Annotated in this window: 12 protein-coding genes; 9 read left to right on the plus strand and 3 right to left on the minus strand. The window is 57.9% G+C overall.

Annotated features, from left to right (window positions below):
• Positions 1-9: 9 nt before the first annotated feature.
• On the plus strand, positions 10-381 hold the full coding sequence (locus ABLU87_RS20090) for a carboxymuconolactone decarboxylase family protein (RefSeq protein ID WP_004856015.1): 372 nt from the start codon (positions 10-12) through the stop codon (positions 379-381).
• Between the two features lie 39 nt (positions 382-420).
• On the opposite strand, the gene ABLU87_RS20095 is transcribed toward ABLU87_RS20090, so the two are convergent.
• A complete protein-coding gene (locus ABLU87_RS20095; protein WP_122116873.1) occupies positions 421-2,853 on the minus strand; it encodes a bifunctional aspartate kinase/homoserine dehydrogenase II in 2,433 nt (810 codons plus the stop codon).
• Between the two features lie 2 nt (positions 2,854-2,855).
• On the minus strand, positions 2,856-4,016 hold the full coding sequence (gene metB, locus ABLU87_RS20100; RefSeq protein ID WP_014227429.1) for a cystathionine gamma-synthase: 1,161 nt from the start codon (positions 4,014-4,016) through the stop codon (positions 2,856-2,858).
• Between the two features lie 266 nt (positions 4,017-4,282).
• On the opposite strand from metB, the gene metJ reads away from it, so the two are divergent.
• Positions 4,283-4,600, plus strand: coding sequence for a met regulon transcriptional regulator MetJ (gene metJ / locus ABLU87_RS20105; protein ID WP_004107547.1), 318 nt, complete (start codon positions 4,283-4,285; stop codon positions 4,598-4,600).
• Positions 4,601-4,697: 97 nt separating this feature from the next.
• Here the strand turns inward: metJ and rpmE are convergent, their stop codons facing one another.
• Positions 4,698-4,913, minus strand: coding sequence for a 50S ribosomal protein L31 (gene rpmE, locus ABLU87_RS20110; RefSeq protein WP_004107543.1), 216 nt, complete (start codon positions 4,911-4,913; stop codon positions 4,698-4,700).
• Positions 4,914-5,154: 241 nt separating this feature from the next.
• Here rpmE and priA point away from each other — a divergent pair, with 241 nt between their 5' ends.
• The 7 genes from priA (at position 5,155) to rraA (ending at position 13,443) form a co-directional block, all read left to right on the plus strand.
• Entirely contained in the window at positions 5,155-7,350 is a 2,196-nt protein-coding gene (gene priA, locus ABLU87_RS20115; RefSeq protein WP_122116874.1) for a primosomal protein N', read from the plus strand.
• 150 nt (positions 7,351-7,500) lie between these two features.
• On the plus strand, positions 7,501-8,529 hold the full coding sequence (cytR, locus tag ABLU87_RS20120; protein WP_004856005.1) for a DNA-binding transcriptional regulator CytR: 1,029 nt from the start codon (positions 7,501-7,503) through the stop codon (positions 8,527-8,529).
• A 91-nt stretch (positions 8,530-8,620) separates the two neighbouring features.
• The gene (gene ftsN, locus ABLU87_RS20125; RefSeq protein ID WP_122116875.1) at positions 8,621-9,589 is read left to right on the plus strand and encodes a cell division protein FtsN; all 969 of its coding nucleotides are present in this window, start codon (positions 8,621-8,623) and stop codon (positions 9,587-9,589) included.
• A gap of 90 nt (positions 9,590-9,679) precedes the next feature.
• Positions 9,680-10,210, plus strand: a complete 531-nt coding sequence (gene hslV, locus ABLU87_RS20130) for an ATP-dependent protease subunit HslV (protein WP_004107530.1) — start codon at positions 9,680-9,682, stop codon at positions 10,208-10,210.
• A 9-nt stretch (positions 10,211-10,219) separates the two neighbouring features.
• Positions 10,220-11,554: an HslU--HslV peptidase ATPase subunit gene (gene hslU / locus ABLU87_RS20135; RefSeq protein WP_122116876.1), complete on the plus strand. Its 1,335-nt coding sequence runs from the start codon at positions 10,220-10,222 to the stop codon at positions 11,552-11,554.
• Positions 11,555-11,938: 384 nt separating this feature from the next.
• A complete protein-coding gene (menA, locus tag ABLU87_RS20140; protein WP_014227426.1) occupies positions 11,939-12,865 on the plus strand; it encodes a 1,4-dihydroxy-2-naphthoate polyprenyltransferase in 927 nt (308 codons plus the stop codon).
• A 92-nt stretch (positions 12,866-12,957) separates the two neighbouring features.
• Complete coding sequence (gene rraA / locus ABLU87_RS20145; RefSeq protein WP_004127241.1) at positions 12,958-13,443, plus strand: ribonuclease E activity regulator RraA; 486 nt, start codon at positions 12,958-12,960, stop codon at positions 13,441-13,443.
• Positions 13,444-13,496: the final 53 nt, after the last annotated feature.

Genomic DNA, 13,496 nt, shown 5'->3' on the forward strand with positions numbered 1-13,496 from the left:
GGAAAAGCCATGACCAGCGAACGTTATACCATCGGACGAGAAATGCTACAGCGCGTGGACGGCAAAGGCGGCGACGCCGTCGTCAACAGCCTGAAGGATATCGCCCCCGATTTTGCCCGCTATCTGATTGAGTTCCCCTTCGGCGATATTTACGCCAGGCCAGGACTCGATTTACGCAGCCGTGAAATTGCCACTATCGCCGCGCTCACGGCGCTCGGTAACGCCGCGCCGCAGCTAAAAGTGCATATTGCCGCCGGGTTAAATGTCGGGCTGACGCAGGAAGAGATTACGGAAGTGATCATGCAGATGGCGGTCTATGCCGGATTCCCGGCGGCCCTGAATGGCCTGTTTGCCGCCAAAGAAGTTTTCGCGGCGCACTAAGGTGAAAAGACCAGGCGTTGCCTGGTCTTTAATTTATGGCTACAGCAGCTGCGCCAGACGGTTGATATCCGACTGAATCGCCCCGGCGGTCACATCACGACCAGCGCCCGGACCGCGGATCACCAGCGGGTTATCGCGATACCAGCGGCTCTCGATAGCAAAGACGTTATCACACGGCAGCAGCGCCGCCAGCGGATGCTCTTCGCGCACCGCTTCAACGCCGACGCGGGCTTTACCGTTAGCGTCAAAGCGCGCGACGTAGCGCAGCACCAGACCCATTTCGCGCGCCGCTTCCAGACGCTGCAGCATCTGCTCGTTCAGCGCTTCGCCGTTCTCGAAGAAGTGATCGACCGACCCCTCTTCGCAGTGGGCGGGCACCAGCGACTCAACGCGCACCTGATCCGGCTCGATGTTGTAACCCGCCTCACGAGCCAGGATCACCAGCTTGCGCATGACGTCTTTCCCGGAGAGATCGACGCGCGGGTCCGGTTCCGTCAGCCCCTGCTGCCAGGCCTGATCGACGAGGTCTGTAAACGGCACGGTGCCGTCAAACTGCAGGAACAGCCATGAGAGGGTGCCGGAGAAAATACCGCTCAGCGCCAGAATGGTATCGCCGCTATCAATTAAATCGCGCACCGTATGGTTGACCGGTAAACCGGCGCCGACGGTGGCGTTGTACAGCCAGTGGCGCCCGGTCTTCTCGAACGCGTCGTGGATCTGGCGATACTTACTGCTGCTGCTGGCGCCAGCCAGCTTATTCGCGCTGATAACGTGGAAACCATGGCTGGCGAAATCGAGGTACTGGTCGGCCAGCTGCGCGCTGGCGGTTACGTCCAGCACCACTAAATCATCGTACGGATGCGCGCGCATCCACAGGAACAGCGACTCTTCATCCTGCTCAACCGCCTCATCATTAAAGAAAGCCAGCGCGCGACTGGCGTCAAGGCCTTCGTAATTAAGCAGGCTACGGCGACTATCCACGACCCCGGCAAGGATGAATTCAAACCCGGTGCGGGCGGAAAGCGTGGTCTGCTCGCGAGCGAACAGCTCCAGCCAGCGGGACCCGATATTACCTTTGCCAAACAGCACCAGGCCAATGCGTTTTTCCGCGCGGAACAACGACTGATGCAGCCCCTGAATAAGGCTTTCCGTCGGCCCGGCGCGCAGCACCGCGACCAGGCTGATGCCCTCTTCTGATTGCCAGGTAAACTCTACCGGCTGGCCCTTCAGCTGCTGCCAGAAACGGTGGCAGTGCAGCGGATTGCGGGTCACGCCAGCGCCAACCATCGCCACCAGCGCCAGTTTCTGACGCAGGCGCAGCTCGCCCGGCAGCCCCGCTTCGTCCAGCAGCTTCAGCGCGCTGTCGGCCACTTCAGAGGTGTAGCAGAACTGCAGCAGCTTACGGTCGGCGTGTACGCCAACCGCCAGCGGACGCAGCTGGGCGCGTTTTAAAATAGCGTCCAGCTCCTTATGCGCCAGTTTGAAATCCTGGCCGCCGGGTACCTGGAACTCAATCAGGCAGACATCATCATGGCTGGTCACGATACGCGCCCCGGTACCGGAAGCCAGCACGCGTTCGATGCGCGTTGAGCCCTGATCCGGGGTGTAGCTACAGCGTAATTGTAAATCGATATCGCTGCCGGAGACCGGCTGCAGCGTACGGGCATGCAGCACCGGCGCCGCCAGGCGGGCCAGTTCGCTGGCCTCATCCAGGCGCAGCAGCGGCAGCAGGCAGGCGTCTTTCACTTTACGCGGATCCGCGCTGTAGACCCCGGCCACGTCGCTCCAGATAGTGACGCGAGACGCCCCGGCCAGGGCGCCGATTTGGGTGGCGGAATAGTCGGAACCGTTACGTCCCAGCAGGACGGTTTCCCCGGCGTTGTTACGCGAAATAAAGCCGGTCACCACCAGACGCTTGTTCGGGTGCTGCGCTATCAGCTGCTGCAAAAGCGCATAGGATAAGCCTTCATCCACCTGCGGCTGCGCGGAGCGCTCGGCGCGCAGGAAGCTACGCGCATCCAGCCAGGCGGCTTCTACGCCAAGATGGTTCAGCACCGCCGCCATCAGGCGGGCCGACCAGACTTCGCCGTGACCGACGACTTCGGCGTATACCGCGTCGGTGACGCCGCCGTCAAGCAGCCCGGCAAGGCGCTCAAGATCCTGAATAAAGATGGCAATCAGCGTGTCGGCAGCGTCTGGTGACAGCAGTCCGGAGATGAGCTCCATCTGATAACGACGGAGCGATTGTTGCACCTGATGCGCAGAAAGGCGATCGGTCTGGCTGAGCTTCAGCCAGCTGATCAACTGGTTGGTGGTACTGCCGGCGGCAGAGACGACCATCATGTCGCCCGCCTGCGAATACTCCGTCATAATACCCGCGACGCGCAGGTAACATTTCGCATCCGCTAAACTACTCCCACCAAATTTGTGCAGCTGACGACCCTTCGCCCCTGCCTGCGCAATCACACTCATGTTTATTCCTCGTTTGCTGCCCGGAAGCCATTTTCCAGGTCGGCAATTAAATCTTCACCATCTTCAATACCGGTCGAAATACGCAGAAGCGTTTCTGAGATCCCGGCCGCCGCACGCGCTTCAGGCGCCATGCCCGCATGGGTCATCGTCGCTGCGTGGGAAATCAGACTTTCCACGCCGCCCAGCGATTCCGCCAGCGTAAACAGCGATAACCCGCTCAGGAAACGACGCAGCGTCTGCTCATCGCCATCCAGTTCGAAGCTTAACATCGCCCCAAAACCTTTTTGCTGACGCGCCGCAATCTCATGCCCCTGGTTTTCCGGCAGGGACGGATGGTACAGTTTTTTCACCAGCGGCTGGGATTTCAGATAGTCGACAATCGCCAGCGCGTTACGCTGCGCCACTTCCATACGCGGAGAGAGCGTACGTAAGCCGCGCAGCAGCAGATAGCTATCAAACGCTCCGCCGGTGACGCCGATATTATTCGCCCACCATGCCAGTTCGGTGACGGTCGCCGGATCTTTAGCGATCACCACCCCGGCCACGACGTCAGAGTGGCCGTTCAAATATTTAGTGCACGAATGCAACACCAGATCGGCGCCCAGCGCCAGCGGATTCTGCAAAGCCGGGCTCAGGAAGGTGTTATCAACCACGCTGACCGCTCCGGCCTCACGCGCCAGACCGCAGATTTTCGCAATATCCACAACTCTCAGCAATGGATTACTTGGGCTTTCGACCAGAACCAGCTTCGGTTTTTCCGCCAGCGCGGCGCTCAGCGCCTGCTCGTCGTTTTGATCGACAAACAGCACGCGATAGCAGCCGCGCTTCGCCAGGCTGTCAAACAGGCGGTAGCTGCCGCCGTAGCAGTCGTGCGGCGCCACCAGCAGATCGCCCGGTTTCAGAAATACGGTGGTGACCAGCAAAATGGCCGACATGCCGGTATTGGTCAGAACCGCCCCCGCGCCGCCCTCCAGCTCCGCCAGCGCACGCTGCACCACATCACGGGTCGGGTTACCGCGACGAGAGTAGTCGTGGGCGCGAGGTTCGTTAAATCCGGTGAAATTATAGGTGCTGGAGAGATGAATGGGCGGGACAACGCAACCGTACTGCTCGTCGTCATTTAAACCGCTACGCACTGCGATGGTGGCCTGTTTACGCGTCATGTTGGGGAGTTCCTGGGCTGAGTCGGTGAAAAGTCAGGCTCCAGAGTAATCATTGTTATAATAGACGTCAATACATCTGGACATCTAAACTTCTTTGCGTATAGATTGAGCAAACTGGAAATAGCCGTTAAAATTATATGCATTAGCGCACATCCGTAGCGGCTTGTTTGGTGTCAGACGCGCCCCTCTACGGTAAACTACGCGCAATTATGGCCAGGACTCGCGTTCAGGCCCTTAACTAATGAATAGAGGATTAAAGGTAACTCATGGCTGAATGGAGCGGCGAATATATCAGCCCATACGCTGAGCACGGTAAGAAGAGTGAGCAAGTAAAAAAAATTACGGTTTCCATTCCTCTGAAGGTGTTAAAAATCCTCACCGATGAACGCACGCGTCGTCAGGTGAATAACCTGCGGCACGCGACTAACAGCGAACTGCTGTGCGAAGCGTTCCTGCATGCCTTTACCGGTCAACCGTTGCCTAACGATGAAGACCTGCGTAAAGAGCGCAGCGATGAAATCCCGGAAGCGGCGAAAGAGATTATGCGCGAACTGGGCATCGACCCGGATACGTGGGAATACTAAAACCATAAAAAAGGGCAGAAGAAATCTTCTGCCCTTTTTTCTCGCGTTTAGCGCAAGAGAAACAAAAAAGCCGCCCTGAGGCGGCTTCTTCAGCAAATTACTTGCTGGTACCCGGTACGCTGAAGCGCTTGTTGAAGCGGTCAACACGGCCACCGGTAGCAACATCACGCTGTTTGCCAGTGTAGAACGGGTGGCATTTACCGCACACGTCGAGGTTCAGGTCGTGACCTACGGTAGAACGGATTTTCATGACGTTACCGCAAGAGCAGGAAGCAGTAACTTCTTCGTATTTCGGATGAATATCTTTTTTCATGGGAGAACCTCAGTTAAGGCCGCGTCGCTCTTCCAGCCCTAACGCCAGACACCACGCGATGTTAATAATTTCCCGGTGCGATTGCGCGAAGCGAAATTCCCGGGTAATAGATTTTGATGTCGCACAAAGCGCATCAAAGGCGGCGAATCATACAGAATTTGACCAGCATATGCAAACTGATCCGCGAGCCCTTATCACAATGTGTATACTAACCCGCCAGATTTCAAGTCAGGAAGATTAAATGCCCGTCGCTCACGTTGCCCTGCCCGTTCCGCTGCCCCGCACTTTTGACTATTTGCTGCCTGAAGGTATGCCGGTCAAAGCGGGCTGTCGCGTGCGCGTTCCGTTCGGCAAGCAGGAGCGGATAGGTATCGTAACGGCGGTCAGTGAGCGCAGCGAACTGCCGCTCGACGAACTTAAGCCGGTGGCCGAAGCCCTCGACGCCGAGCCGGTCTTCTCCACTTCGGTCTGGCGGCTGCTGCTGTGGGCGGCGGATTACTACCATCATCCCATCGGCGATGTGCTGTTTCACGCGCTACCGATCGTGCTGCGCCAGGGGAAGCCCGCCAGCGCGGCGCCAATGTGGTACTGGTTTGCCACCGAACAGGGGCAAGCGGTTGATATCAACAGCCTTAAGCGTTCACCGAAACAGCAGCAGGCGCTGGCTGCGCTGCGTCAGGGCAAGATCTGGCGCCATCAGGTTGCCGAACTCGAATTTAACGACGCCGCCCTGCAGGCGCTGCGGGGTAAAGGCCTGGCCGAACTCGCCAGCGAAGCGCCGGCGATCGCCGACTGGCGCGCAGGCTTCTCGGTACCCGGCGAGCGCCTGCGTCTTAACACCGAACAGGCCACCGCCGTGGGCGCGATTCACAGCGCCTCGGACAGCTTTTCCGCCTGGCTGCTGGCCGGGATCACCGGCTCGGGCAAAACGGAAGTGTATCTGAGCGTCCTTGAAAACGTACTGGCGCAGGGGCGCCAGGCGCTGGTGATGGTGCCGGAGATCGGCCTGACGCCGCAGACAATCGCCCGTTTCCGCCACCGCTTTAGCGCCCCGGTGGAAGTGCTGCACTCCGGACTGAACGACAGCGAACGCCTCTCCGCGTGGCTAAAAGCCAAAAACGGCGAAGCGGCGATTGTGATCGGTACCCGCTCGTCGCTATTTACCCCTTTTAAAGACCTCGGGGTCATCGTCATCGATGAAGAGCACGACAGCTCTTATAAACAGCAGGAAGGCTGGCGCTATCACGCCCGCGATCTGGCGGTCTGGCGCGCCCACAGCGAACAAATTCCAATTATCCTCGGCTCGGCGACCCCGGCGCTGGAGACGCTTCATAACGTCCGCCAGGGCAAGTATCGCCAGCTGAAGCTCACCAAACGAGCGGGCAATGCGCGCCCGGCTCAGCAGCACGTTCTGGATTTAAAGGGCCAGCAGCTGCAGGCCGGACTGTCTCCGGCGCTCATTGGCCGCATGCGCCAGCATCTGCAGGCCGATAACCAGGTGATTCTGTTTTTGAACCGCCGCGGCTTCGCGCCGGCGCTGCTGTGCCACGACTGCGGCTGGATAGCGGAGTGTCCGCGCTGCGACAGCTACTACACGCTGCACCAGGCTCAGCATCATTTGCGCTGCCACCACTGCGACAGCCAGCGCCCGATTCCGCGCCAGTGCCCCTCCTGCGGCTCAACGCATCTGGTACCGGTAGGTTTGGGGACCGAACAGCTTGAGCAAGCGCTGGGACCGCTGTTTCCCGATATCCCGATTTCCCGTATCGACCGGGATACCACCAGCCGCAAAGGCGCGCTTGAGCAATATCTTGCCGACGTCAATCGCGGCGGCGCGCGCATTCTTATCGGCACCCAAATGCTGGCGAAGGGGCACCACTTCCCGGATGTCACCCTGGTTTCCCTGCTGGACGTTGACGGCGCGCTGTTTTCCGCCGATTTCCGCTCGGCGGAGCGCTTCGCTCAGCTCTATACGCAGGTTTCAGGCCGCGCAGGCCGGGCGGGCAAACAGGGCGAGGTGATCCTGCAGACCCACCACCCGGAACACCCGCTGCTGCAAACGCTGCTTTATAAAGGATACGACGCGTTTGCCGAGCAGGCGCTGGCGGAACGGCAAAGCATGCAGCTGCCGCCGTGGACCAGCCACGTGCTGATTCGCGCCGAGGATCATAACAACCAGCAGGCGCCGCTTTTTTTACAACAGCTGCGCAACCTGCTGCAGGCCAGCCCGCTGGCCGATAAGAAACTGTGGGTGCTCGGGCCGGTTCCGGCGCTGGCGCCAAAGCGTGGCGGCCGCTGGCGCTGGCAAATTCTCCTCCAGCATCCGTCGCGCGTTCAGCTACAGCATATCGTCAGCGGAACGCTGGCGTTGATTAACACGCTGCCGGAAGCGCGAAAAGTGAAATGGGTTCTGGATGTCGATCCTATTGAAGGTTAAGGCTTCTCTTGCGAGGCGGATCGAAAAATTCAACCATCGTCACGTTTTTCATGAAAATTCTGTAACTCTCTGGATGTACTATCTGTTAAAAATGTTGCTGATGTCAGAACGCCAGGGATGTGTCTGCGCCAGTCAGCGAGGAGAAATCAGGTGAAGCCCAAAAAACAGGTCGTTGCCGCCACTATGAAAGACGTTGCCCAAAAGGCAAACGTTTCCACGGCAACCGTATCCCGAGCGTTAATGAATCCCGATAAGGTTTCGCAGAGCACCCGTAACCGGGTCGAGCAGGCCGCGCTGGAAGTCGGCTATTTACCGCAATCGCTCGGGCGCAATATGAAGCGCAACGAGTCACGCACCATTCTGGTGATTGTGCCGGATATCTGCGACCCCTTTTTCAGCGAGATCATTCGCGGTATTGAAGTCACCGCGGCGGAACAGGAGTACCTGGTGCTGATTGGCGATTGCGCCCACCAGAACCGTCAGGAAAAGACCTTTATCGACCTGATCATTACCAAGCAGATCGACGGTATGCTGCTGCTTGGCTCCCGTTTGCCCTTCGATGCGGGCGTAGAGGAGCAGCGCAATCTGCCGCCGATGGTCATGGCCAATGAATTCGCTCCCGAGCTTGAGCTGCCGACGGTGCATATCGATAACCTCACCGCCGCCTTTAACGCCGTTAACTATCTGCACGAGCTGGGGCATCGCCGCATCGGCTGTATCGCCGGCCCGGAAGAGATGCCGCTGTGCCATTATCGCCTGCAGGGCTATGTCCAGGCGCTGCGTCGTAGCGGGATAACCGTCGATCCGCACTATATCGCCCGCGGCAATTTTACCTATGAAGCCGGTGCCAACGCCCTCGAACAGCTGCTGGCGCTGCCGGTACCGCCGACGGCTGTTTTCTGCCATAGCGATATTATGGCGCTGGGGGCATTATCGCTGGCGAAACGTCGCGGCCTGAAAGTTCCTGAAGATCTGTCTATTATTGGTTTCGATAACATCTCTTTGTCTGAATTTTGCGATCCGCCATTGACGACCGTCGCGCAACCACGTTTTGATATTGGCCGCGAAGCGATGCTGCTTTTATTGGATCAACTGCACGGTCACAGCGTCAGCAGCGGTTCACGATTACTCGACTGCGAGCTTATCGTTCGCGGCAGTACGCGAAAAATCCGAACATAACCTTCAGGCTTTCGGGCCTGCCCTTCTGGTCAAAGGCCCGCCGCTTAAGTAACATGGCGGGCTGAAAAACGAATAAGACAGCGAAACGATAGTGGCACAACGAGATTATGTACGCCGCAGCCAACCGGCTTCTTCGCGGCGCAAAAAGAGCAATACCCGAAGCTCAAGGAACAAGCAAGGCGGCCTTTCGGCGGTTTCACCGGCTATGGTGGCGATCGCTGCGGCAGTGCTGGTGGCCTTTATCGGTGGACTGTACTTCATCACGCACCACAAGAAAGAAGAAGCTGAAGCGCTGCAAAACCGCCAGGCCGCTGGCAACGGCCTCCCGCCGAAGCCGGAAGAGCGCTGGCGCTATATTAAAGAGCTGGAGAGCCGTCAGCCCGGCGTACGTGCGCCTACGGAACCCACGGCAGGCGGCGAAGTCATGAAGCCGGAGCAGCTGACGGACGAACAGCGCCAGCTGTTGGCGCAAATGCAGGCCGATATGCGTCAGCAGCCTACGCAGCTGACCGAAGTACCGTGGAATGAACAAACCCCGGCGCAGCGCCAGCAGACCCTGCAGCGTCAGCGTTTAGTTCAGCAGCAGCAGCTCGCGCAGGTGCAGCAGCAGACACAGACGCAGGTACAGCAACCGCGAACCCAGCCGCGGGCCGTCGAGCAGCCGAAACCGGTGCAGCAGCCGCCGAAGCAAACGGCGTCAAACCAGCAGCCGTATCAGGATCTGCTGCAAACGCCGGCGCATACCAGTACCGCGCAGCCTAAAACCCAGGCCGCCGCGCCGGTAACCCGCGTTGAAGAGGCGCCAAAAACCGCCGCCGCGGAGAAAAAAGACGATCGCAGCTGGATGATCCAGTGCGGCTCCTTCAAAGGTGCTGAGCAGGCGGAAACCGTGCGCGCGCAGCTGGCGTTTGAAGGCTTCGCCTCGCATATCACCACCAATAACGGTTGGAACCGCGTGGTAATTGGGCCGCTGAAAGGCAAAGAAAACGCCAGCAATATGATTGAACGGCTGAAAATGGCCGGACACGCAAACTGCATTCGTCTCGCCGCCAGGGGTTGAAACCCTCAAAATCCCCCCCATCTATAATTGCATTCTGCCCCGCGTAACCGCGGGGCCCCTATTCCGCTTTTGCAACCAAGGGGTCTGCTCGTGACTACAATTGTAAGTGTTCGCCGTAACGGCCATGTCGTTATTGCCGGTGATGGCCAGGCCACGCTGGGCAACACCGTAATGAAAGGCAACGTCAAAAAAGTGCGCCGCCTGTACAACGACAAAGTGATCGCCGGCTTTGCGGGCGGCACCGCTGACGCCTTCACGCTGTTCGAACTGTTTGAACGTAAGCTGGAAATGCATCAGGGCCACCTGGTGAAGGCCGCCGTTGAGCTGGCGAAAGACTGGCGTACCGACCGCATGCTGCGCAAGCTGGAAGCGCTGCTGGCCGTGGCTGACGAAAACGCATCGCTTATCATCACCGGTAACGGTGACGTGGTGCAGCCAGAAAACGATTTGATTGCTATCGGCTCCGGCGGTCCTTACGCCCAGGCCGCGGCTCGCGCCCTGCTGGAAAATACCGATATGGGCGCACGCGATATCGCAGAGAAAGCGTTGAATATTGCAGGTGATATCTGCATTTATACCAACCACTTCCATACCATCGAAGAATTACCGTCTAAAGCGTAAGGATCTCCCATGTCTGAAATGACCCCACGCGAAATTGTCAGCGAACTGGACAAACACATTATCGGCCAGGACGCAGCCAAGCGCTCCGTCGCCATCGCTCTGCGTAACCGCTGGCGTCGTATGCAGCTCAACGAAGAGCTGCGTCACGAAGTCACGCCCAAAAACATTCTGATGATCGGCCCGACCGGCGTCGGTAAAACGGAAATCGCCCGTCGTCTGGCAAAGCTTGCCAACGCGCCGTTCATCAAAGTTGAAGCGACGAAATTCACCGAAGTGGGCTATGTTGGTAAAGAAGTGGACTCCATCATCCGCGATCTGACCGATGCGGCGATCAAAATGGTGCGCATGCAGTCCATCGACAAAAACCGCTATCGTGCGGAAGAACTGGCGGAAGAGCGCATCCTTGACGTGCTGATCCCGCCGGCGAAAAACAACTGGGGCCAGGCTGAACAGCCTCAGGAACCGTCCGCCGCGCGTCAGTCTTTCCGTAAAAAACTGCGCGAAGGGCAGCTCGATGATAAAGAGATTGAGATCGATCTCGCTGCTGCGCCGATGGGCGTTGAAATCATGTCCCCTCCGGGCATGGAAGAGATGACCAACCAGCTGCAGTCCATGTTCCAGAACCTGGGCGGCCAGAAGCAAAAACCGCGTAAGCTGAAAATTAAAGACGCGATGAAGCTGCTGATTGAAGAAGAAGCGGCGAAGCTGGTCAACCCGGAAGAGCTGAAGCAGGATGCCATCGACGCCGTTGAGCAGCACGGTATCGTGTTTATCGACGAAATCGATAAAATCTGTAAGCGCGGCGGCAACTCCTCCGGCCCGGACGTATCCCGCGAAGGCGTACAGCGCGATCTGCTGCCGCTGGTTGAAGGCTGCACCGTCTCCACCAAGCACGGCATGGTGAAAACCGATCATATTCTGTTTATCGCTTCCGGCGCGTTCCAGGTGGCCAGCCCGTCTGACTTAATCCCGGAGCTGCAGGGTCGTCTGCCGATTCGCGTTGAGCTGAAAGCGCTGACCACCCACGACTTCGAGCGCATCCTGACCGAGCCGAACGCGTCCATCACCGTGCAGTATAAAGCGCTGATGGCCACCGAAGGCGTCAATATCGAGTTCACGGAAGATGGCATCAAGCGTATCGCTCAGGCCGCGTGGCAGGTCAACGAAACCACCGAGAACATCGGGGCGCGTCGTCTGCATACCGTACTGGAGCGTCTGATCGAAGACATCTCCTACGATGCCAGCGAAATGAATGGCCAAACCGTCACCATCGATGCGGAATATGTCGGTAAGCATCTGGATGTTCTGGTGGCAGATGAAGATCTGAGCCGTTTTATCTTATAATCCGGTTCAATATATTTTCATCACTATAGATGAGGCTATATACCCAAAATAATTCGAGTTGCTTAAAGGCGGCAAGGGAGTGACAAATTCGTCGGGAACGAATTTGACCAGCCGAAGGCTGGCCTCCGGTGAGAGGCAGGAGCCTCTCATTAGTCCCCAGGAGCATAGATAACTATGTGACTGGGGGGAATGAGCGTAGCCAACACATAAGCAACTTGAAGTATGACGGGTATAGATACCCTAAATAATTCGAGTTGTGGGAAGGCAGCCGTTGGCTGAGGGCCCTCATTTATCCCGGCAGTGCCTGGGGTGAATGCGCGTCGCCAACGCATCTGCAGCTTGAAGTATGAAGGGTAGAGCCCCATTTTTTATTGGCCGGGACTTATGACCGAACACGCTATCACTCGCACCCAGGCCTGGCTGGAAAGCCTGCGCCCCAAAACGTTACCTCTGGCCTTTGCCGCCATTATTGTCGGCTCCGCGCTTGCCTGGCATCAGGGCAGCTTCGATCCCTGGGTTGCCCTGCTGGCCATCATCACCGCCGGTTTATTACAAATCCTCTCCAATCTGGCCAACGATTATGGCGACGCGGTAAAAGGCAGCGATAAACCTGACCGTATCGGCCCCCTGCGCGGCATGCAGAAAGGGGCAATCACCCAGGCGCAGATGAAACGCGCGTTGATTCTCACCGTAGCGCTGATTTGCCTTTCTGGCCTGGCGCTGCTGTTCCTGGCCTGGCAGACCATGGCCGATTTTATCGGTTTTATGGTGCTTGGCGGGCTATCGATCGTGGCCGCCATTACCTACACCGTCGGCACTCGTCCTTACGGCTACATCGGCCTTGGCGATATCTCCGTGCTGGTGTTCTTCGGCTGGCTTAGCGTGGTCGGGAGCTGGTACCTCCAGGCGCACAGCGTTGAAGCGGTTATTTTCTTACCCGCCACCGCCTGCGGCCTGCTGGCAACGGCGGTGCTGAATATTAACAACCTGCGTGATATCGACAGCGATCGTGAAAACGGTAAAAACACCCTCGCCGTGCGCCTGGGGCCGGTTAACGCTCGCCGCTACCACGCCTGCCTGCTGTTTGGCGCTCCGCTGTGCCTGGCGCTGTTTAACCTTCTCTCGCTGCATAATCCGTGGGGTTGGCTGTTCCTGCTGGCAACGCCGCTGCTGGTCAAACAGGCGCGTTATGTGATGCGCGAACGCGACCCTGTCGCCATGCGTCCAATGCTCGAAAGAACGGTTAAAGGGGCGCTGCTGACCAACCTGCTGTTTGTTATCGGAATTATTTGCAGCCGGCTTGTGGGTTAACTGACAAATATCAATTAACAATTGATGATTTTGCCAACAGTACGATTCACGCGATATACTGAAAATTCTCGCAGCAACTGAACGTTAAGCCTATGAAATACGATACTTCCGAGCTTTGTGACATCTACCAGGAGGATGTCAACGTCGTGGAACCTCTGTTCTCCAACTTTGGGGGGCGCTCGTCGTTTGGTGGACAAATCATCACGGTAAAATGTTTCGAGGATAACGGGTTGCTCTACGATATGCTCGAACAGAACGGCCGTGGTCATGTCCTGTTGGTTGACGGCGGTGGTTCCGTTCGACGCGCATTGATTGACGCTGACCTGGCGCGTCTGGCCGTACAAAACGAGTGGGAAGGGCTGGTCGTCTATGGCGCGGTGCGTCAGGTTGACGATCTGGAAGAGCTGGATATCGGCATCCAGGCGCTGGCGGCTATCCCCGTCGGGGCCGCAGGTGAAGGTATCGGCGAAAGCGACGTGCGCGTCAACTTCGGCGGCGTCACCTTCTTTTCCGGCGACCATCTCTACGCCGATAATACCGGGATTATCCTCTCCGAGGATGCCCTGGATATCGAGTAGCGTCCCGCCCATAAAAAAGGCCTTCTCTCTGAGAAGGCCTTTTTATTTCCGCC

Source organism: Klebsiella sp. CB_Kp196, from assembly GCF_040061575.1.
Classification (GTDB): Bacteria; Pseudomonadota; Gammaproteobacteria; order Enterobacterales; family Enterobacteriaceae; genus Klebsiella; species Klebsiella michiganensis.